Source organism: Xanthomonas melonis (assembly GCF_020783655.1).
Classification (GTDB): Bacteria; Pseudomonadota; Gammaproteobacteria; order Xanthomonadales; family Xanthomonadaceae; genus Xanthomonas; species Xanthomonas melonis.
Genome location: NZ_JAJGQH010000027.1, coordinates 1 through 21,110, shown reverse-complemented (window position 1 = coordinate 21,110; position 21,110 = coordinate 1). Strand labels below are relative to the sequence as shown.

Below are 21,110 nucleotides of genomic sequence, written 5' to 3'. Positions count from 1 at the left end.
ACGGTGGCCGGGCCGAACCTGGTGCTGCCGGCCTCCACCCTGCCGGCCGGCACCGCCGGGCAGGCCTACACGGCCGCCATCACGCCGGCCAGCGGTGGCACGGCGCCGTACAGCTATGCGCTGAGCGCGGGCGCGCTGCCTGCGGGCATCACGCTGGATCCGGCCAGCGGCGGGCTGAGCGGCACGCCGACGGTGGCGGGTACCTTCAACTTCACGCTCACCGTGTCCGACAGCACGCCCAGCCCGGCCGCGCAGGCATCGCGCAGCTATGTGCTCACCGTCAACGCGGCCACGCTGGTGATCGCGCAGGGAACCTTGCCGCCGGCCGTCAGCGGCACCGCGTACACGCAGACCTTGTCCGTCAGCGGGGGCGTGGCGCCGTACGGCTTCGCCGTGACCAGCGGCACCCTGCCGGCAGGATTGACCCTGGCCGCCAACGGCGTGCTGTCGGGCACCCCCAGCGCCGCAGGCAGCAGCAATTTCACCATCACCGTGACCGACCGCAGTGGCGCCAGCGCCGCGCAGGCCTACACCTTCACCGTCGGCAGTGCCGCGCCGGTGGCGGTCGACGACGCTGCAGAGACCGTCGATGGCACCGCTGTGACCGTGGCGGTGACCGGTAACGACACCGGGACGATCAGCACGATCGCCATTGCCGCCGCGCCGGCCAATGGCACCGCCGTGGTCGATGGTCTGCAGCTGATCTACACGCCCAGTGCCGGCTTCATCGGCACCGACGTCGTGCGCTATACCGCCAGCGGCAGCGGCGGGACCTCGGCGGCAGCCACGCTGACCATCACCGTGAACGCGCGGCCGGTGGCGGTGTCGGTGACCGCAGAGGCGGTACCCGGCGAAGCGCAGCAGGTGGATATCACCCGCAACGCCACCGGCGGGCCGTTCGTGGCCGCCGCGGTGGTCGCGGTGCTGCCGGCCTCGGCCGGTACCGCCACCATCACCCGCATCGGCGGTGCGGCCATCGCTTCGGCGGCGGGCGCTTCCGGCCCATCGACGGCGGCGACCGCGATGGCCGAGCCGCCCAGCTTCGTGCTGACCTTCACGCCCAACCCGGCCTTCGTCGGCCAGGCCACGGTGCAGTTCACCCTGTCCAATGCGTTCGCCACCTCGGTACCGGCCAACGTGGTGTTCAACATCGCACCGCGCCGCGACCCGAGCCAGGATGCGGAGGTGCGTGGCCTGATCGATGCGCAGTCCGAGTCCACGCGGCGTTTCGCGCGGGCGCAGATCGACAACTTCCAGCGTCGTCTGGAGGCCACCCACCGTGGCGGCGGCAGGTTCACCAATGCGGTGAGCTTCCAGCCCACCTCGCATTGCCGTGAAGCCGATCGCGGCGTCAGTGCGCAGCCCTGCAGCCCGGACACGCAGGATGCCGACAACGACTTCCGCGATGCGCCGGCGGTGGCCGCGGGTAGCAGCACCGGTGCGCAGGACCAGGGCGACCTGGGGCTGTGGATCGGCGGTGCGATCCGCTCGGGCAGCCTGAACCGGCAGGCCAACAGCAACGGCGTGGACTTCCAGACCGATGGGTTGAGCGTGGGTGCCGACTACCGGCTGGCACCGTCGCTGGCGATCGGTGCGGGTCTGGGCTGGGGCCGCGACGACAGCGACGTGGGCACGCTCGGCAGCCGCAGCAAGGGCACCGCCTACACCATGGCCGTGTACGCCAGCTTCCATCCGGGCAAGGCGTTCTTCTTCGACACCCTGGTGGGCTACCAGCTGCTGTCCTACGACCTGCGCCGCTTCGTCACCGACGACAGCTCGCTGGCCGAAGGCAACCGCGACGGCAAGCAGTGGATCGCCTCGCTGTCCACCGGTGCGGATCTGCAACGTGGCGCGCTGCAGGTGACCCCGTATGCGCGCGTGGATGTGGCGCGCGCCACGCTGGATGGTTACGTCGAACAGGGGGTGGCGCCGTTCGCGCTGCGCTATGCCGACATGGATGTGGCCACCACCACCGGTAACCTGGGCCTGCGCCTGGAATGGCGCCGCGAAGTGGCCTGGGGCCGGCTGACCCCGCAGTTGCGCATGGAATATCAGCGCGACTTCCAGGGCCGTGGCGATGCGACCTTGAGCTACGCCGATCTCAGTGGCGGTCCGTTCTACCGCACCGGGCAGGCCGCGTTCGACCGCAATCGCCTGATGGTGGGTATCGGCGCGGCGTTGCTGACCGATCAGGGGCTGTCCACGCGTCTGGAGTATCGCGGCATCACCGACGGCGACAGCAACACCGATCAGACCTGGATGATCAATCTGGAGAAGAAGTACTGATCGCGGTCCACACCATGCGGTGAGCGATGCAATGGGCCGGGCGCGACGTTCGGCCCATTGCGTTTTCATGGGCGCATGCGGCGACGCAACGCGTCCGGGTGCAGGCACGATGACGGTGCGAGCGGTTGGCGGGCGGGACGCGCAGTGCAGCAGCGCGCCGCGGTGCTGCTGCCCGCGAAGGCGGCGCCAACGCGCACCTGCACGCGATCCGGCACAATGCCTGCACGCATGCACGCCACATCCGCGCCCGATTTCCGTCTTTATCCATCCAATGCGCTGGATACCCTGGCTGCCCTGCTCGCGCAGGAGCTGCGCCGCCCGGTGCCCGGGCAACCACTGCTGCAGCCGGAGGTGGTGCTGATCCCACAGGTGGCGATGCGGCGCTGGTTGCAGTCCACACTGGCGGCCGAGCACGGTGTGGCGGCGAATCTGGAATTTCTCACGCCCGGCGAATTCGTCGCGCGCGCGCTGGAGCGCAACCTCGGCCCGGCCGACGACGATCTGGACATGGCCACCACGCAGTGGCGGCTGTATGCCGCGTTGCAGGCCGATCTGGGCCGCGACGCGGCACTGGCGCCGCTGGCCGGCTATCTGGCCGATGGCGATGCGCTCAAGCCGTGGGCGCTGGCTGGCGAACTGGCCAGCGTGTTCGAGAAATACCAGGCCTGGCGCCGCGACTGGTTGCTGCGCTGGGAAGCCGGTGCCGACGTGGACGATCCGCAGGCGCGGCTATGGCGCAGCATCGCCACCGGCCGCCAGTACCGCGCACGCCGCATCGGCCAGTACCTGGATCGCCATGCCCGCAGCGATGGGCCGCTGCCGCAGGGCTTGCCCGGCCGGCTGTTCGCCTTCGCCATCCTCAACGTATCGCCCGATGTGCTGCGCGTGCTGGCCACGCAGGCACGCGTGGGTACGCTGCATTTCTATCTGCCCACCCCCACGCAAGGGTATTGGGGCGATCTGCAAACCCTGTGGCAGCGCCGCCGCGAAGGCGGGGCGGTGGCGTTGTTCGCCGATCAGGTGCAGGAAAACCCGCTGCTGCAGGCCTGGGGGGCGGCCGGGCGCGATTTCATGGCCTTGATCGGCGATCACGAGGTGGTGCATCCGCTGGCCGAGATCGCCGCCTACGCCGATCCGCTGGAGTCCGGCCGGCGCACCCTGGCGGCGGGCGGCCTGGGCGACAGCCTGCTGCGGCGCATGCAGAGCGATCTGTTCCATCGTCGCGCTCCTGCCGTCCCGGCCGCGCTGCCGGCGGTGAATCTGCACGACCCCAGCCTGCAGGTGCACGCCTGCCACACGCGGCTGCGCGAGCTGCAGGTGTTGCACGACCAGTTGCGCGCGCTGCTGGACGATGCACGCTTCGAGCCGCCGCTGCAGCCGCGCGAGATCGCGGTGCTGTCGCCGGACATCGACCCCTACGTGCCGTATCTGGACGCGGTGTTCGGCAGCCACGGCAACGACGGCGCGCTGCCGTACGCCCTGGCCGATGCCAGCCCGCTCGCCAGCGAACCGCTGGCCGAGGTGTTTCTCACCCTGCTGAAGCTGCCGATCGCGCGTTTCGGCCTGCACGAGATCCTGGACCTGCTCGCCAGCGCGCCGATCGCCGAGGCGGCCGGGCTGGACGAGGCCGGTCTGGAGCGCCTGCGCGGCTGGCTGCACGCGGCTGGCGCACGTTGGGGCCTGGATGGGCTGCATCGGCGCCAGCATCAGGCTCCGGGCGACGACGCCTACACCTGGCGCTTCGCCCTGGACCGCTTGTTGCTCGGCCACGCCAGCGGCACCGATCAGGAGATCGACGGTGTGGCGCCGTGGCCGCAGCTGGAAGGCAGCGCGCTGGCCGCGCTGGACACGCTGCTGCGCCTGCTGCGCGTGCTGGAACGGCACCAGGCCGCACTGGCCCAGGCGCTGCCGCCGGCCGACTGGCGCGAACGCCTGCTGGAGCTGCTGGATGCGCTGATTCCCACTGCGCCCTCGGCGCCACGGGCGCAGCGCGCGCTGGACCGGCTGCGCAGCCTGATCGACCAGTTCGCCCGCGATGCGCAGCGCGCGCAGTACGCCGGCAACGTGCCGGCCGAGGTGGTGCGTGCGCACTTCGCCGCGGTGCTGGGCGAATCGGATACGCGCGCGCCGCTGCTCACCGGCGGCATCAGTTTCGGCCGCATGGTGCCGATGCGCCTGCTGCCGTTCCGGGTGATCTGCCTGTTGGGCATGAACGATGGCGATTTCCCGCGCCGCGATCCGGCCGCCGGACTCAATCGCCTGACCGCCGAACTGGGCACCGAGCGTCGCCGGCATGGCGACCGTTCCACCCGCGAGGACGACCGCTTTCTGTTCCTGCAGTTGTTCGCCTCCGCGCAGGACGTGTTCTACCTGAGCTATCTCGGCGCCGACGCGCGCGATGGCAGTCCGCGCGAGCCCTCGGTACTGGTCAGCGAATTGCTGGCCACCGCCGCGCAGTCTCACGCCGCCCCCGATGCAGCCGACGCCCTGGTGGTACACCATCCGCTGCAGCCGTTCGCCGCTGCCGCCTTCGGCGCAGAGAACGAGGCGGGTACGGACCCGCGCCGTTTCAGCTATCGCCGGCAATGGCGCCCGGCGGTGGACAGCCTCACCGGCCAGCGCCAGCCGCTGGCGCCCTGGGTGGCCGGTGCGCTGCCGGCCGACGACAGCGCCCTGCCCGAGCGGGTGTCCATCGACGATCTGCGCCGCTTGTTCGGCGATCCGGCCGGGCAGTTCCTGCGCCACCGCTTGGGCATGCGCCTGCCCGATCCGGCCAGCGAAGACAGCGATCTGGAACCGCTGCTCGCACCCACCCGCGGGCTGGAGCACCATGGCCTGCAGCAGCAGGTGTTCGAGGCTGCGCTGGCCGACGAAGTGGACGGGCTGTACGAACGCCTGCGCGCACGCGCGCTGCTGCCCTCCGGCCCGCTGGGGCGCCGCCAGCTCGACGAACGGCTGGCACAACTGCGCCCGTATGCGCAGGCCTTCCGGCAATGGCGTGGCGAGGAACAAGCGCAGTCGCAACGGCTGCAGGTGCAGATCGGCGATGTCGCGCTGCATGGCCGCGTGCCCGGCTGGTACACGCATGGCGTGGGGCGCGTGCAGGTGGGCGCGCTCACCGGCCGCAACGCGATCCGGCACGGCCTGGAATGGTTGTTGCTGCGCGCCGCCGGCGAGCAGGTGCCGTATGTGCGTTTCTTCGACCACGACGACGGCCTGGGCCCGCATCCCATCGATGCGCAGCCGCTGTCGCAGGCACAGGCGCGTGCGGCGCTGGGCGAGTTGCTGCAGCTGTATCGGCAGGGCCTGCAGGCGCCGCTGCCGTTTGCGCCTTACAGCAGCTGGAAATACCACCAGGCCGCGCGCAGCGACGATCTGGACAGGGCCATCAAGGACGCGGCCGGGCAGTGGCAGTCCAGTTTCGGCTGGAGTGAGTCGTACAGTCCGGAGCTGCGCCTGGTCCATCGCGGCCGCGACCCGTTCGCCGATGCGCAACGTTTCGGCGACTTCGCCGCCACCAGCCACCGCCTCTACGATTTGCTGGAGCGCGCCAACACCGACGCAGCGCTGGATCCGCAGCGCGTGCGCGAAAGCTGGCGGCACTGGCATGGCGCGCAGGACGACGGCGAATGAGCGCGTCCACCGTGACCGACCCGTATCTGCAGCTGCCGTTGGACGGCGTGCGCCTGATCGAGGCCAGCGCCGGCACCGGCAAGACCTTCACCCTGGCCACGCTGTTCACCCGGCTGGTGGTCGAGCGCGGCCTGCGCATTGGCCAGATCCTGGCGGTGACCTTTACCGAAGCCGCCACCCAGGAACTGCGCCGGCGCATCCGCGAGCGGCTGGTGCTGGCCGCCACCCTGGTCCCCGACGCCCCCGTAGGCGCGGCCCCGGCCGCGACCGACCTCGCCGACGATCCGTCGCGGCCAGGTCCGCTCCTGCAGGACGCGCCCGACGTCCTGCTCACCCGCGCCATCCTCGCCGCGCATCTGGCGGCCAGCGGTGAAACCCCGGCCACCCTGCGCCGGCGCCTGCAGCAGGCGGTGGAAGAAATCGATCTGGCCGCAGTGTTCACCATCCACGGTTTCTGCGCCCGCGTACTGCGCGAACATGCGCTGGAAAGCGGCCAGGCCTTCGCCGCGCCGCAACTGCTCGCCAACGACCGCGAACTGCTGGGCGAAGTCGCCGCCGACCTGTGGCGCCAGCGCGCCGCCGATGCGGCGATGGCCGAGGATCTGATCGCGCTATGGTCGGGTGGCCCGCCGGAGCTGGCCACCGATCTGCGCGCCTTGCTGCGCCACACGGCCCTGCTTCCGGCGATAGCGACCGACACCGAAGATGATGCCGCCGAGCTGTTGCAGGCCGTGCATAGCGCCAGTCACGCCCTGGCGGCCGCCTTCCACGCGCATGGCACGGCGTTCTTCGAAACCCTGATGGCCGCCATCGACGGTGGCGTGTTGAGCAAGGTCAGCTACAGGCCCGACTGGCTCACCGCGCTGTGGCACTGGTTCGAAGACATCGCCGCCGCACCGTCGCAGGACAGCGCACCGCATCCCAAGCTGATCAAGTTGACCGCTGCCGAACTGGCCGCGGGCACCAACAAGAAGTTCGTCGATCGCACGCCGGCCTCGCCGCTCAGCCATGCGATCGATGGCTATCTCACCGCATTGGCACGGGTCGAACACTGGCGCACCCGCCGCCGCATCCGCCTGCTGCATGCCCTGCGCGAAGACGCCATCGCGCGGCTGGCCCTGCTCAAGCGCCAGCGTCGCGTGCAGACCTACGACGATCTGGTCGATGGCGTGGCGCAGGCGCTGGAAGGCCCGCAGGGCGAGGCCCTGGTCAGGCGGCTGCGCGCGCAATACGCCATCGCGCTGGTGGACGAATTCCAGGACACCGACGACCGCCAATGGGCGATCTTTTCCAACGTGTTCGGCAACGGCGCGCTCGCGCTGGCGGCCGGCTTGGCGCCGTCGCTGTTTCTGATCGGCGATCCCAAGCAGGCCATCTACGGCTTCCGTGGCGGCGATGTACGCACCTATCTGGCGGCGGCGATCAGCGCCGAACTGGCGCCACCGCTGAGCCACAATTTCCGCTCGCGCCCCGGCGTGCTGGCAGCGATCGATGCGCTGTATGCGCAGGCCGGCTACACCGACGCCTTCCTCACCGACGGCATCGCCTTCCATCCGGTGCAGCCGGGCACCAAACGGCTGGACACCGACCTGCAACGCGACGGTGCCACCGCCCCGGCGTTGACGTTGTGGCGCGCGCCAGAGCCGCCGCCACCTGCGAAAGGCAAGCCCAAACCCTGGAGCGCCGGCCGCGCCCGCGAGCTGGCCACCACCGCCTGCGTGGCAGCGATCGGCGGCTGGCTGACCGCTGGCCGCGACGGCCACGGCACCATCAACGGCCGCCCGGTGCAGGCCGGCGACATCGCGGTGCTGGTGCGCAACCACAGCGAAGCCACCCGCATCCAGCAGGCGCTGGGTGCGGTGGGCATTCCGGCGGTGGCGGCCGGCAAGCAAAGCCTGTTCGCCACCGACGAAGCGCTGGAGCTGCTGGCCCTGCTGCAGGCCTTGCTCGATCCGGGCGACGACAGCCGCCTGCGCGCTGCACTGGCCACGGTGCTGATCGGGCAAGACGCCATCGCCATCGCCACGCTGGAGCGCGACGGCGAACGGCATCGGCGCTGGCAGCAACAGGCGCTGGACTGGCGCGAACGCTGGCAGCGGGGCGGCCCGCTCGCCTTGATCGGCGAGCTCGGCGCCACGCATGGGCAGCGCCTGCTCGCCCTGGTCGATGGCGAACGTCGCCTCACCAATTACCTGCAACTGGCCGAGTTGCTGCAGGAAGCCGACGCGCGCGCGCTCGGCCCGCATGGCCTGGTCGACTGGCTGACGCGCCGCATCGCCAATGCCGACGACAACGACGAAGCCCAGCAACTGCGGCTGGAATCGGACGCACGCCGCGTGCAGATCGTCACCCTGCACAAGAGCAAGGGCCTGGAGTATCCGCTGGTGTTCCTGCCGTACATCGGCATCGGCCGCAGCGACAAGGGCGCTGGCCGCCACTGCGTGGTGCATGCGCCGCAGACCGGGCGCCAGTTGCACTGGAACGTGTCCAAATGGAGCCGGGACAAGGACGACCCCGCCTGGAGTGCCGCCGAAGCCGCGTGGAGGCAGGAACAACGCGCCGAAGACGCGCGCCTGCTGTACGTCGGCCTGACCCGCGCCGAGCATGCGCTGTGGATCGCCAGCGGCAGCTTCCATCAGCACGAACGCACGCCGCTGGCCGGCATGCTGCGCGCGCTCGACGCGCTGCAGGGCGCGGCAGGCGAGGGCGTGGTGATGGTCGACACCGCCCTGCCGCCGGCCCATCTGCCGCGCCTGCCCGCACCGCCCGAGGCGCAGGTGCCGCCTGCGCGCATCCCGCAGCGGCAGATCGCACCGGAGTGGTGGGTCTACAGCTTCACCCAGCTGGCCAACGCCGATGCCGGCGCGGCCACCGACCCGATGGCCAGCGCCACCGTGGTGGGCAGTGGCGGCAGCGACGAACCCGCCGCCAGCGACGTCGCGGCAGTGCCCACCGAGGCCGAGCCGTTCGATTCGCGCTTTGCCGGCAACCGCTTCGGCGTGGTGATGCACGATGTGTTCGAACGCTGCGACTTCGCCGCCTGGCAGCACTGGCGCCCCGGCGACCCCGCACCGGAGGGCCAGGCCGTCCCGATCATCGAAGCGCTGCAACGCGGCGGCTACGCGCAGGACGAACGCGAGGACGGCTTGCGCATGCTCACCGCGCTGATCGGCAACTCCCTCACCGTGATCCTGCCCGAAGGCAGCGCCCTGGCCACCGTGCCCGAGCCGCAGCGCCGCAACGAGATGGAATTCCACTTCGCCATGCAGCCCACCCGCGTGGATGCGCTGCTGGCGCTGCTGCACCGCTTCGACGTGGCCGGCGAGCGCCAGGCCTTCGGCACTCGCCAGCGGCTGGAAGGCCTGATGACCGGCCTGATCGACCTCACCTACACCGTCGATGGCCGCTGGTACGTGCTGGACTACAAATCCAACCGCCTGCCCAGCTACGATGCCGATACCCTGGCCCGTGCCATGGCGCATAGCGAATACACCCTGCAGGCGTTGATCTATACCGTGGCCCTGCACCGCTGGCTGCGCTTCCGCCTGGGCGATGGTTACGATTACGCCCGCGACTTCGGCGGCGTGCGCTACCTGTTCTGCCGCGGCCTGGACGCGGCCCGCCCGTCGATCGACGGGACGTCGGCGCCCGGCGTCCACGCCTGGCGCTTCGCCCCGGCGCTGGTCCAGGCGCTGGACGCATTGTTCGCCGGCACACCGGTCGAGGAACCGGCATGACCCCGCGCCCCGATCCGCGTGCCACGCGGCATGTGTGCGTGTTGGAAGATGTCGTCGTAACGGCCCACGTCGAGGTCGGGCACGCCCGGTCCGCCGGTACACCGGTCAGACCCAGCCATGACCCCGCTCGCCTGTCTGCTGGCGAAGCGGCACGTGCGGGTGTTCCATCATGTCGTCGTAGCCCAGGTCCGGATCGACTACGCCCCGTTCGCCAGCACGGCCGTGGAGGCCCAGCCATGAGCCTGTGTCCCGGTCCGCTTGCCAAGCGGCACGTGCAGATAGTCGACAACGTCGCGGTAACGGCCCAGGCCCAAATCGGGCACGCCCGCTTCGCCGGTACGGCCGCCGAGGCCCGTCCATGAGTCTGCTCGCCGATCTGCTCGCCAGGAAACACGTGCGCACGCTCGACCATGCGTTCGCGCAGAGCCTGCGCCGGTTGCAGCCGGATACGCCCGATGCCGTGCTGCTGGCCGCCGCGCTGGCCTCGTTGGCGGTCGCCAATGGCCACGCCGGCTTCGATCCGCTGCGCCCACACCTGCTGGTCGATGCCGACCTCGCCTGGCCCGCTGCCGAGGACTGGATCGCGCAATTGCGCGCCTCGCCGTGGATCGCCCAGCCGGGCGACGCATTGGCGCCGTCTGCCACCGACGCGCCGCTCGCCTTCGAACACGGCCTGCTCTATCTGCGCCGGTATCGCGAATACGAAGCGCGCCTGGCCGCCGGTCTCACTCGGATTGCCGCGCAGACCATGCCCGCCGTCGAGAGCGCTGCGCTCGGCGATCTGTTCGCTACGCTGTTCCCCCATGCCGCCACCGGCCAGGACCGCCAGGCCTGGGCCGCCGCACTGGCGCTGCGTCGCGCGCTGCTGCTGGTCACCGGTGGCCCCGGCACCGGCAAGACCACCACCATCGCCCGCCTGCTGCTGCTGCGCATCGCCCACGCGCACGCCGCAGGCCAGCCAATGCCCCGCATCGCCCTGGCCGCCCCCACCGGTCGCGCCGCCGAGCGCATGGCCGACAGCCTGCAGCAGGCGGTGGCACGCGCCATGGACCAGGGCCTGCCACCGCTCAGCGCCTACCCTGTCGCGACCACCGCACCGCACCTGGCCGATCCCACGCAGCCGTCCACCACACCGCACCTCGGCAGCTCCCCTCTCCCGCCTGCGGGAGAGGGTGCCCGCGGGGCGGGTGAGGGCAGCGCTCCCCTGGCCGATCCCACGCAGCCGTCCACCGCGCCGCACCCCGGCAGCTCCCCTCTCCCGCTTGCGGGAGAGGGTGCCCGCAGGGCGGGTGAGGGCAGTGCTCCCCCGACCGATTCCACGCAGCCGTCCACCACACCGCACCTCGGCAGCTCCCCTCTCCCGCCTGCGGGAGAGGGTGCCCGCAGGGCGGGTGAGGGCAGTGCTCCCCTGGCCGATCCCACGCAGCCGTCCACCGCGCCGCACCCCGGCAGCTCCCCTCTCCCGCTTGCGGGAGAGGGTGCCCGCAGGGCGGGTGAGGGCAGCGCTCCCAACGACCCTTCCTGGAACAGCGCGCTGCCCACCGGCGCCAGCACCCTGCATCGGCTGCTCGGCGTCATCCCCGACTCCCCGCAGTTCCGCCACACCGCTGACAACCCGCTGCCGTTCGAGCTGATCGTGGTCGACGAAGCCTCCATGGTCGACCTGCCGCTGATGTGCAAGCTGGTCGACGCCGTCGCCGACGGCACCCAGCTGATCCTGCTCGGCGACGCCGACCAGCTGCCGTCGGTGGAAGCCGGCGACGTCCTCGCCGCCATCCTGCAGGCCGCCGGCCCCGGCGATGCGCTGCAACCCGGCGACGCCAGCGCCCTGCAACCGCTGCTCGGCAGCGCCCCGGCCGTCTCCCCGGCGCCCGCCGCCGACACCGGCTGCCTCACCGGCCACCGCGTGCACCTGCTGCGCGGCTACCGCCAGGCAGACGACTTCGCGCTCGCCCCGCTGGCCGACGCCGTCCGCGCCGGCGATGCCGATACCGCGCTCGCCCTGCTGCGCAGCGGCGAACTGCCCGGCGTGCACTTCCACGAACACGGCGAAGACCCGCTGGCACTCGGCAGCGACGCGTTGCTCGCCCACTGGCGTGCACTGGCTGACGCCAGCGATCCCGCCGACGCCCTGCGCGCCGCCGGCCGCCTGCGCCTGCTCACCGCCGTGCGCGCCGGCCCGCAGGGCGTGCGCGGCCTCAACGCCCGCATCGAACAACTGCTGGCCGAAACCGGCGCCGGCGCCCGCCGCCTCGGCAGCGGCTCGCCCTGGTTCCATGGCCGCCTGCTGCTGATCACCGAAAACAGCTACCGCCACGGCCTGTTCAACGGCGACGTCGGCATCTGTTTGCGAAGCGAAGCGAGTCCTTTCCCGGGGCGCAGCGCAGCGAACCCCAGCTCCGACCAAAGCGATGCAAGCACCCAGATGGCGCGCGGCAACCAGGCCATGCCTTCGAGCCCAAGCCAGGACCGCACCAACGCACACCGCGACACCTCCACCACCGATAGCCGCACCCAAGGCCCACTGGTCGCCTGGTTCGCAGGCGACGGCGACGGCCAGGTGCGCGGCTTCCACCCCGCTGCGCTGCCGGCCCACGAAAGCGCCTTCGCCATGACCGTGCACAAGGCGCAAGGCAGCGAATTCGACACCGTCTGGCTGCAGCTGCCCACCCGCGACGCCCGCGTGCTCAGCCGCGAACTGCTCTACACCGGCATCACTCGCGCCCGCCGCGCCCTGCACCTGGCTGGCAGCGAAGCAGTCATCCGTGCCGCGCTCGCACGGCACGCCGCGCGGATCTCGGGATTGGCGTGGCGGTTGGGTGCCAACGAACCGGAGCCAAATTCGGTGCCGGCCGCGGTCCCCGAGCCGTCCGCAACGGCCCCGGTGCAAGGCGCGTTGTTTTGATCGAAACCAGTCGAAATCCGCGTCTGGCGGCCAGGGTAACCGGTCATGCAGCCATGACGGCTTGCGTCATATAACGAAATCCGTTATGGTTCAAGCCATGATCAGAAGCTTTATCGACAGGGAAGCCGAAAGGATCTGGTTGGGTGAGCGCTCTCGCCGATTGCCCGCCGACATCCAGTCGGTGGCGCGCCGCAAGTTGCGCATGCTCAACGCTGCCGCCCACCTCGACGATTTACGCATTCCGCCCGCCAACAGGCTGGAAGCATTGAAGGGTGAGCGGCGCGGCCAGTACAGCATCCGGATCAACGACCAATGGCGCATCTGTTTCCGATGGATGGAGAGCGATGTCGCCGAGGTTGAAATCGTCGATTACCACTGAGTCCGAGGCATCTGTCCATGACAGTCCTACCCAACATTCATCCTGGCGAAATTCTGCTCAAGGAGTTTCTCGAGCCAGTGGGCATCAGCCAGAATGCCTTGGCGCGCGCCACCGGCGTCCCACCGCGCCGCATCAACGAAATCGTATTGGGCAAGCGCGGCATCACCGCCGACACTGCGGTACGCCTGGCTGCAGCGCTGGGAACCACCGAGCGCTTCTGGTTGAGCCTGCAGGCCGACTACGAACTCGAAGAGGCGCATCGCGCGCTGGGCGATTTGCCGGCACGTATCAAGCGCCTGGCAGCGTAACGCGAAGCACGTGTCACCCGCCGCGCTGATCAGCATCCACCTCGATGACCTGCAGTGCTGCTGATCGCTGAGCAGCGCAATGGAGCCTGCACAGGCCAGAACATGCACGCTCAAGGCCGCGCGTTATCCCCAGAACGCGAGGTCAGGCGCTCCACCTGACCTCGTCCGCCTGCTGGCGGCCCAGGCGGCCTACTTGCCCCTCTTTTCCTGCTTGGCCGCGCGCTTTTCTTTCAGCGTCTTGGTCGGCTCCTTCTTCTGGTTCTTCTTCTGGTCCATTCCCTTGCTCATGAGACCCTCATCGTTGCTGGAGTGGTGGGCTGGCAGCGCCATGACCCGGCGTGCCTGCGCACTGTACGGCGTGCGCGCCCTGGAAGGGCAGGGGGAATCGCCAGATGGGCGACGGGCGGTCCTCAGGCATGGCGCCGTCGGCACCGGTGGCAGCGGCCCGCGATGGGAAACCCAAACGCCCGCGGAAAAACGCCAGGCGCGGCAGGCGGCCCTGTTCAGTCAGTGCGCAACAGTACTGCTTCTCGCAGGTGTTGCGTTGGCTGTGTCGCGGAGATCGGTCCAAAAACTTCAAATGGACACAGGCTGACGCGCTGCCTCCGCTGCCTGTTGCCCATGACGTATTCGCTATGCTGACCTTCCCAACGATCGGTGTTGAACCATGACACGACGCAAGGATGCAGCAAGCGGCGCAGGCAGTGCGTTGCACGCGGGCCAATTTTCCCTGGCCTTGGAGGAGCCACGGCCCAGCCCCACGAGCCCGCCAGGGGACGCTAGGTTGCTGGATCGCTACAGCAAGTACATCGTTTACGTCGATGAAAGCGGTGATCATGGATTGGAGTCAATTGATCCCAACTACCCGGTGTTCGTGCTGGCATTCTGTGTTTTCCACAAACAGTACTACGCGCAAAAGGTCGTCCCAGCCATCGAGGCGTTCAAGTTCAAGCACTTCGGCCATGACTCTGTGGTGCTGCACGAGCACGACATTCGCAAGGAAAAAGGTGAGTTCAGATTTTCCGATCGATTGCAGAAGCAAAGTTTCCTGGAGGAACTGACCGAGATCATCGATCACAGCAATTTCATCTTGATCAGTTGCGTGATCGCCAAGTCTCGCCTCCGCGAGGGATCGCAGTTGGATAACAATCCCTACCATTTGGCGCTGGGCTTTTGCCTGGAGACGTTGTTCGAATTTCTAGGGGAGAAACGACAGACGCATTGTCCCACCCATGTGGTGGTGGAGTGCCGGGGCAAGAAGGAAGATCGCGATCTGGAGTTAGAGTTCAGACGCATATGCGATGGAGCCAATCGCTGGGGAAGCCCATTGCCCTTCAGCATCGTGTTTGCGGATAAAAAGACCAATTCATCCGGCTTGCAGCTAGCCGATCTGGTCGCGCGCCCTATCGGTTTGTCTGTGATTCGTCCGCAAAACGCGAACCGTGCCTTCGAGATTCTTCGGCAGAAGTTCTACTGCAAAGGCGGAAGAAAGCAGCTCGGTATCGACTTCGAAGGCTGGGGCTATAAAATTTTCCCTCCCTCAGATAGCGAAAAGCCCCGGTGATCGCACCGAGGCTATGACGCCGACCGGGTACTCCCAGTCCACTTGACCAGGACTCTAAGGGGTGATCTACCCAAATTCAAGCTGTCAGTGACTTCCGACGTACCTGGGACCTAGGGGCGTCGGGGCGATCGGGGCGTTCTCGAGACCAGCCTACTGCGCGTGTGTTGCAAAGGGGAGCACAGGCGTCGAACGGCCGCCCACTGCGCGTATGTCGGTGCCTATTCTCAGCCACTGCTCGATCCGGCCAGCACCACCTCACCGCGGCGCCAGCAGCCTGGCGAGCGTATCCGGCCGATCGGCCAGCCGCTCCAGCCGTGGGTAGCGTAGCGGACCCGCATATTGGATGTGCACGTCCGCGCGGTGCGCATCCTGCGCGATGCCCAGCACGATGGGGCGGCGAGTGGAGCCGCGTACCGCATCGCGCAATGCGTCCTGGTCGAACGGGGCGCCGTTGACCGTCAACACGCGCGTGCCCGGCCGCAGCCCGGCGGCGAACGCCGGGCCGTTCCACACCACCGTGCGCACCAGGCCGTCTGCACGCACCGCCAGACCGAGCGAATGGCTGAGATCTGAAACGCCGGCTTCTTCCTCGCTGGCACGGAATGCCGCCGTCGGCGTGTCCGTGTAGACCAGCGCCCAACCGTGCTGGGTCAGCCCACGCGTGGTGTCCAGTTCGTCGTGGGCATCGATCCATCCGCGCAGGAAGCCCGCCCAGTCCGCGGGCGCCACCGCATTCAAGGTGGCGCAGATGTCGTCGAACGTATAGGTGCGCGTGGCTGCCTGCGGCGTGGCACCGGCGAAGAAGCGCTGCGCGAAATCGTCGATGCCGCGCTCGCCCCCGCTGCGTGCGCGCAGCTCGGCATCCACCGCCAGCCACAGCATCACGCCTTCGGAGTAGTAATCGCGCCGGCGCTGCCAGTCGCGCCAGGCCACCGGCTGGCGCAACATGAAAGCCGGGTAGTGCACGTCGTCGGACAGCGAACGCCAGGCCCGCCCGGGCCGCGTCGCAACCTCCGCTGCTTCCAGCGCCAGACGGTCGCGCACTTCATCGGGAGTGAACTGGCCCGCCCGGGTCGCCAACACCCGTCCCCAGAACTCGGTCTGTCCTTCGTACATCCACAACAGGCTGCCGGAGACTGGCACGTTCGGCGTCGGTGCCCACAGGTCGGCAGGAGTGCGATAGAACCCGTTCCAGGCATGCACGATCTCGTGCGCGATCAGATCGCGGGAAAGGATCTGATCCGGCCACTCCCTGAAGTGCGACGACGCCAGGCCGTTCTCGCTGGAGGTGCGGTGCTCGGTGCCACCAGACGCACCCTCGTCGCTGAGCCGCGCCAGGATCGCGTAGCGCGCGAACGGCGGCGGGCCGAACACCGCGCGTAGCTGCGCGAGCAGCGCCCGCAGCTCGGCCACGCGCGCGGGCGGCACCTGCAGGTCCTCGGGCCGCAGCGCAACGATGTCCAGCGACACCGCCCCGCCCAGCGGCACCTGCGCGGCATGGCGGCCCGCCAGCACCGGCGTGTCCAGCAGCGTTTCCAGCGATGTGGTCTTGAAGTCGTAGTGCGTGCCACGCGCGCGCTCCACATCCAACGCACTGAACGGCCGCAGCCCATTCGGCAGCGTCAACCCGGCCGACACAGGAATGTTCCTGGCATACCAACCGGCTGGGTACAGCAATAATCGCTGCCAGGGCACCGACACGATGTCGCGCGTCAGCAACTCGCCGCCGGCCACCATCTGGAACCGCACTTCGAGCTGCTGCGTACCGGCCGGTACCTGCACATGGAACGCATGCGGCTCATAGGCATCGCGCCGCCACGGCAGGCGCCGGCCCGCCGCGCTGATCTCCAGGCCAGCAAGATCGGTCACGGTGAGGCTCGGCCCATGGCTGGCCGCCTCCCAGCGCGGATAGAGCAGCGTCACCGCGCCGCCTGCGCTCGCGCCCACCGGCACCTGCTGGTGCACGCGGAAGATGCGCCGCGCCACGTCGGTGGCGTCCACGTCCACGCGCATCACCCCGGCGAATGGGCGGTCCACCGGCGCTGCCACCGCAGGTCTCGGGGCAACGTAGCGCGGGCCGGTGCTGGACTGTGCGAATCCCTGATGAGGGAACAACGCGAGCACCAACGCCAAGGGCAATGCGCGCGTAAAGCAGCAGCGGGTGATGAATCTGGAATGGATGCGCATCGCAGCCCCTTGAACGAGGCCGTGATCCTATACGCCGGGAACCAGATGCAGCCACATGCGCGGAATGCGCGCTGCTCCAGCTCGCTTCGGCGCATGCACCCGCATTTCACTGCCGCGCAGATGCCTGTCAACCAAGCGCCCGCGTGTAACCGCCAGGGTCGGCACGCAGGCGCTGGGGTAACGCGGGCTTATTTGGCCGGCACGCGCTGGTACTGCTCGCCGCCGGTATTGAGCTGGCCGTTGCGCTCGTCGATGGCGAAGTTCACCGTCTCGCCATCGTTGGTGACCTGCAGCGCCCCGTCCTTGTAGACCGCCGGGTAGCTCTCGGTCTTGGGCTGGCGGCTGAAGAACTTCGGCGTGGTGCTGCGAACCATGAAGGTCTCGCCATTGCGCTCGATATCCATCGTTTCGTCCTGCGACTGCACGTTGACCCAGTGGCCAACGAACTTCTCGCCCTCCACCTTGGCGCAGCCGCTCACCAACAATGCCGCGGCCAGCGCGGCGCCCATCCACTTCATCATCGTGCGTTCTCCAGTTGAGCTTGCGGCGAGGATGGCGGGTGGGGGATGTATGGGAGGTCAAGGCCTAAAAGGAGCAACATTTGGGACCTATTACTTGATTAATTTATGCGCCTATTTTGCTGGCGAGGCCAAAGCTTTGCGACTATGAGCCGGTATTGCTGAGGTTGCCGATGCCGCGCCTAAACTAGTATTTAAAGTGTCGGCTTCCGCTCGCGATCGAATGATAGAATCGACCAAGCGCCCACCTGTTCCTACAAGCTTTGATAGAGCACGTAACTGCTCTCTACAGGCAATGCTTTGCACAGGTTGTGGGTAGTTCATTGAGTGATCTATTTCACCCCAGATTTCTTCAAAAAGAGTTCGGACTTGGATCTCGCAGCAAAGATCCGATTCAGCGCTAGGGCGAACTAAATAGTGGACAGACGTATAGAAGGTAGGTCTAATTTCTGGCTCGAAACCTAATCCTCGGAAAAACTCGTCAGCCTCGGGATCCCAGCTAAAAACTTTAGGGTTCTCTCCAAGTACCCAATCGCCCGAATTGACCTGCGTCATGATTGCATCATGAATTTTTTTGAATTGGGCCGCGTGGATATGAAAAACACGTACTCCTGCGAGGTCTGTAATAACCTTAAATAGGTTATCCTCAGAGACAGTAATTCCTAAATCCTTTTTCCTTCTTAATTTTCCGAGAAGATTGTCTTTGCCCTTAACTCGTATTTTGACTGAATGAACTTCCGCAGACAGGCCTGGGTGAGAGACAAAAAATTGAAGGACAGTGCTTGCGAATAGTTTAATTCGATGTTCTTGCTCGCCAAATGCTTTTAATGCCGACTTATGTGCTTTCGAAATCATTGTACCCCTCCCGTTCGGGTGGTGACTTCATGGGCAATTTTGTCAAAAACTTGAGCAGCCTTTACAATTTGGGAGTTATGGCCTGGATTGACTTTTCCCTTCAGATCGCTGAAAGGGAGCTTCAATTTTTGCGCATCAGCGGCAAGAGATTGAAAGTGTTTGATTTCGCCAAGTTTATAAGGAGGGTCGACATGGAAGTCTTGACCTAAAGTGGCCAGAACGTCTACGACTCGTTGCTTTACGCGAGGGCTAATTTTTGATTCCCAGTGTTCGTGGGGCTTTGCACTTTTTCCTCCTGTTTTTACTTTGTACGCGGATGCCACATAGCCTAAGAACTTCGGTCGTCCCTGCAATAAATTTGCTTTAGATGAGTCGGAAGCGAGGGACTTAACGGTATTCCAATCTGAAATCCACCTGTGAAGTGACTTTCCAACTGCGCCTAGTGCTCGGAGCGAAAAAAGATCAGATCCCACCGGGGCTAGAAAGTAGTCGGAATCTAGAAGTATCGCCCTATTCAGAGGGCCTACGTTTGGGCCAACGTCAAAGAGAACGTAGTCAGCACCATAATCTTTAGCAACCTTATTGACCAGCCTAGATAAGGCCCCCATTACATCGTACCCGCGACTTTTCCGTGCAAAAGAATCCGTCCATGCAGCCGGCAGTTCCTCCTCGTACTGAGATATCAGCACATCTCCGGCAAGAAGCAAAACATTATCGTATATTTGTAATACGTCGATTTCTGCAATATCTCCTCGACCAAGAACAACAGGCTTGATTCCATCCCAAATTGTGGTTGATCCTTTGTCTTCTTCGCTTTTACGGAGATAATTATCGAGTTCGCTTTCTTCTAGGCAAAAGGCCGAAAGATTGCACTGGGGATCAGCATCAACCATAAGAACTTTCGCGCCTGCTTTTGCGATGGCAGTGGCTAAGTTGACTGTTATCGTGGTCTTTCCGACGCCGCCTTTGTTATTAAAGAGAGCAATTTTTTTAAATGACATAAGTTTCCCGTTTATTCCAAAGAATTTTTTAAACGAACAGGCAGGGTCATTTACGAAGATCCTCTGCACTTCGGAAACTGGCTGCAGCCCAGGAAGTTCTCGCCCGTGCGCCGATTCCTTCTTTGCACAAGCGTGCTGCCGCAGCGCGGGCAGCTTGGGATGGCAACGGCCACAGGAGAAGTGGGATCAGGTGAAACAAAGACAGGCTCGATCCGCGTAGATGTCGTCGTCGGCTGCGTTGTGGCTTGCTGCTGCGCCGCTTGGATCATGCCCAACAACTGTTCGCCGCCAATCAACTCGATCGGCTTGCCTTCGGTGAAACTTTCGGCGTCTTTCGTATAGCTACCGATACAGGCGATCTTGACCGAGTAGGCCTGGTGATGGGCGAGCAGGCCGTACATCTCCCGCACCACGCTGACGCCGACCTGCTGGCGCTTCCATTGTTTGCATTGCACCAACGTGCGGCGGCCTTCCTTGCGCAGGATCAGGTCGATGCCGCCGTCGGCGCCGCCCAGGCCGGTTTCTTCGACGCTGTAGCCCTGGCGGCGAAAGGCTTCGCCCACCAGCTGTTCGAACTGGCGCCAGCCACCGGCGGCCAGGCTCTCCAGGGTGGTGCGTGTTTCCAGAAAGCGTCGCCGGCGGCGTGCGCCCAGATAGGAGACCAGCGCAGCGAGCCAGCAGATGCCGAGCAGCATCCACGCCAATGGCGCCAGCATTCCACTCGATTGCTGGGCAATGCCCTGCGACAGCAGTCCGCCTTGGTGAGTAAACCACCAGCCGATGCCGTAGCGCACTCCAAGATAAGCAATGATTCCCGCACCAAGGCCAATCGGCCACGGCAACGCGGCCAACGCCTCGAATCCACTCTGCTTCCTTCTGCGTCCCATGCAAGAACCCCCGTTCCAGGCTTAACCATAGCCGCTGTAACAGGTTTTGTCAGCAATGCATCAGCTCAGTTGCGAGCAACGTCTCGCCAGGCATCAACGTGACCAGTTCGAGCGCAAGAGACCTCACTTCTTCTCGACCGTTGAGTCCGCTTATATGTGCACCAGGGTGCCTGCGTGGGTGCAGCAATGCCATCTGAAAACCTCAGGGCCAGAAGCATTTTGTGCTATCTCATACCATCCGAGGTGGCGGAGTAACCGATTGTTCGCGTTGCTGCTCTTGCTGCTGGGACTGTTGCTGTCGCTGTGTCTCACCCGAGGACTGCAACTGAGCCAGAGACTGCTCGACCGGCTGTGCGATAGCGTCAATGGTCTTCATATGCGCTCTCTTGTGTGCAGGATCATTCAATGCCCCTTCCACGACGAATACATTCTCACCTTGCCGTACGGACGTGGAGTTCTCACTCAGCACGACGTGATCAATACGCGCCAGCCCATTTTCCTTGGCCAAATACGCGCTGCTTGCTGCCAGTCGGGCGCTGTTGTCGTCGTACTCGCGGCCGAGAGCCCGCTCGAGGCGGCGAACAGCATCTTCGGCTTGACGATGAAGCGGATCCTCTGGTGGAACTAACGAACCATGCCTAGGCTCAACGGGCTGCTGATCATGCGGCGTCGGCACCATTGGTGCTTCTGCTCCGCGCAACGGATTTGCATGTGGATCGACATGCAGTAATGAACCGCCCCGGCTTTCCCGGAGACTCCTTGGTTTGAGTCATGCCGACATGGCGGACTCGTTGGGTTGCTTGTGTTTGGAATAATAGTTGGCTTCGGCCTCGGCCGGTGGGATGCTGCC

At 66.3% G+C, this 21,110-nt stretch carries 13 protein-coding genes and 1 pseudogene; 8 read left to right on the top strand and 6 right to left on the bottom strand.

Annotation, left to right across the window (positions count from 1 at the left end):
- From LL964_RS19830 to LL964_RS19800, 8 genes are all read left to right on the top strand, one after another.
- Positions 1-2,286: autotransporter domain-containing protein (locus LL964_RS19830; protein ID WP_228329513.1), on the top strand; the 2,286-nt coding region annotated here is incomplete at its 5' end.
- Between the two features lie 228 nt (positions 2,287-2,514).
- Positions 2,515-5,919 carry an exodeoxyribonuclease V subunit gamma gene (gene recC, locus LL964_RS19825; protein ID WP_104588143.1) on the top strand — a complete coding sequence of 1,135 codons (3,405 nt, stop codon included), beginning with the start codon at positions 2,515-2,517 and terminating at the stop codon, positions 5,917-5,919.
- Positions 5,916-9,656, top strand: a complete 3,741-nt coding sequence (gene recB / locus LL964_RS19820) for an exodeoxyribonuclease V subunit beta (RefSeq protein ID WP_104588142.1) — start codon at positions 5,916-5,918, stop codon at positions 9,654-9,656. The genes recC and recB overlap by 4 nt, the downstream gene beginning before the upstream one ends.
- 117 nt (positions 9,657-9,773) lie before the next feature.
- On the top strand, positions 9,774-9,896 hold the full coding sequence (locus LL964_RS20085; RefSeq protein ID WP_255626414.1) for a hypothetical protein: 123 nt from the start codon (positions 9,774-9,776) through the stop codon (positions 9,894-9,896).
- A 118-nt stretch (positions 9,897-10,014) separates the two neighbouring features.
- Positions 10,015-12,561 (top strand): AAA family ATPase, encoded by a 2,547-nt coding sequence (locus tag LL964_RS19815; protein WP_228329512.1) that lies wholly within the window; start codon positions 10,015-10,017, stop codon positions 12,559-12,561.
- A gap of 97 nt (positions 12,562-12,658) precedes the next feature.
- A complete protein-coding gene (locus tag LL964_RS19810; RefSeq protein WP_104588237.1) occupies positions 12,659-12,940 on the top strand; it encodes a type II toxin-antitoxin system RelE/ParE family toxin in 282 nt (93 codons plus the stop codon).
- Between the two features lie 17 nt (positions 12,941-12,957).
- A complete protein-coding gene (locus LL964_RS19805) occupies positions 12,958-13,248 on the top strand; it encodes a HigA family addiction module antitoxin (protein WP_104588141.1) in 291 nt (96 codons plus the stop codon).
- Between the two features lie 667 nt (positions 13,249-13,915).
- Positions 13,916-14,812: a DUF3800 domain-containing protein gene (locus LL964_RS19800; protein ID WP_104588140.1), complete on the top strand. Its 897-nt coding sequence runs from the start codon at positions 13,916-13,918 to the stop codon at positions 14,810-14,812.
- Positions 14,813-15,067: 255 nt separating this feature from the next.
- On the opposite strand, the gene LL964_RS19795 is transcribed toward LL964_RS19800, so the two are convergent.
- The 6 genes and pseudogenes from LL964_RS19795 to LL964_RS20120 all read right to left on the bottom strand — a co-directional run.
- On the bottom strand, positions 15,068-16,999 hold the full coding sequence (locus LL964_RS19795) for a M61 family metallopeptidase (protein WP_104588139.1): 1,932 nt from the start codon (positions 16,997-16,999) through the stop codon (positions 15,068-15,070).
- Positions 17,000-17,187: 188 nt separating this feature from the next.
- Positions 17,188-17,520 carry a hypothetical protein gene (locus tag LL964_RS19790; RefSeq protein ID WP_104588138.1) on the bottom strand — a complete coding sequence of 111 codons (333 nt, stop codon included), beginning with the start codon at positions 17,518-17,520 and terminating at the stop codon, positions 17,188-17,190.
- A gap of 111 nt (positions 17,521-17,631) precedes the next feature.
- A complete protein-coding gene (locus LL964_RS19785; protein ID WP_104588137.1) occupies positions 17,632-18,372 on the bottom strand; it encodes a RelA/SpoT domain-containing protein in 741 nt (246 codons plus the stop codon).
- Complete coding sequence (locus tag LL964_RS19780) at positions 18,369-19,373, bottom strand: ParA family protein (protein WP_104588136.1); 1,005 nt, start codon at positions 19,371-19,373, stop codon at positions 18,369-18,371. Before LL964_RS19780 ends, LL964_RS19785 begins: the two co-directional genes overlap by 4 nt.
- 50 nt (positions 19,374-19,423) lie before the next feature.
- Entirely contained in the window at positions 19,424-20,260 is an 837-nt protein-coding gene (locus LL964_RS19775) for a restriction endonuclease (protein WP_104588135.1), read from the bottom strand.
- Positions 20,261-20,489: 229 nt separating this feature from the next.
- Positions 20,490-20,882 (bottom strand): annotated as a pseudogene (locus LL964_RS20120) (XVIPCD domain-containing protein); the annotation flags it as partial.
- Positions 20,883-21,110: the final 228 nt, after the last annotated feature.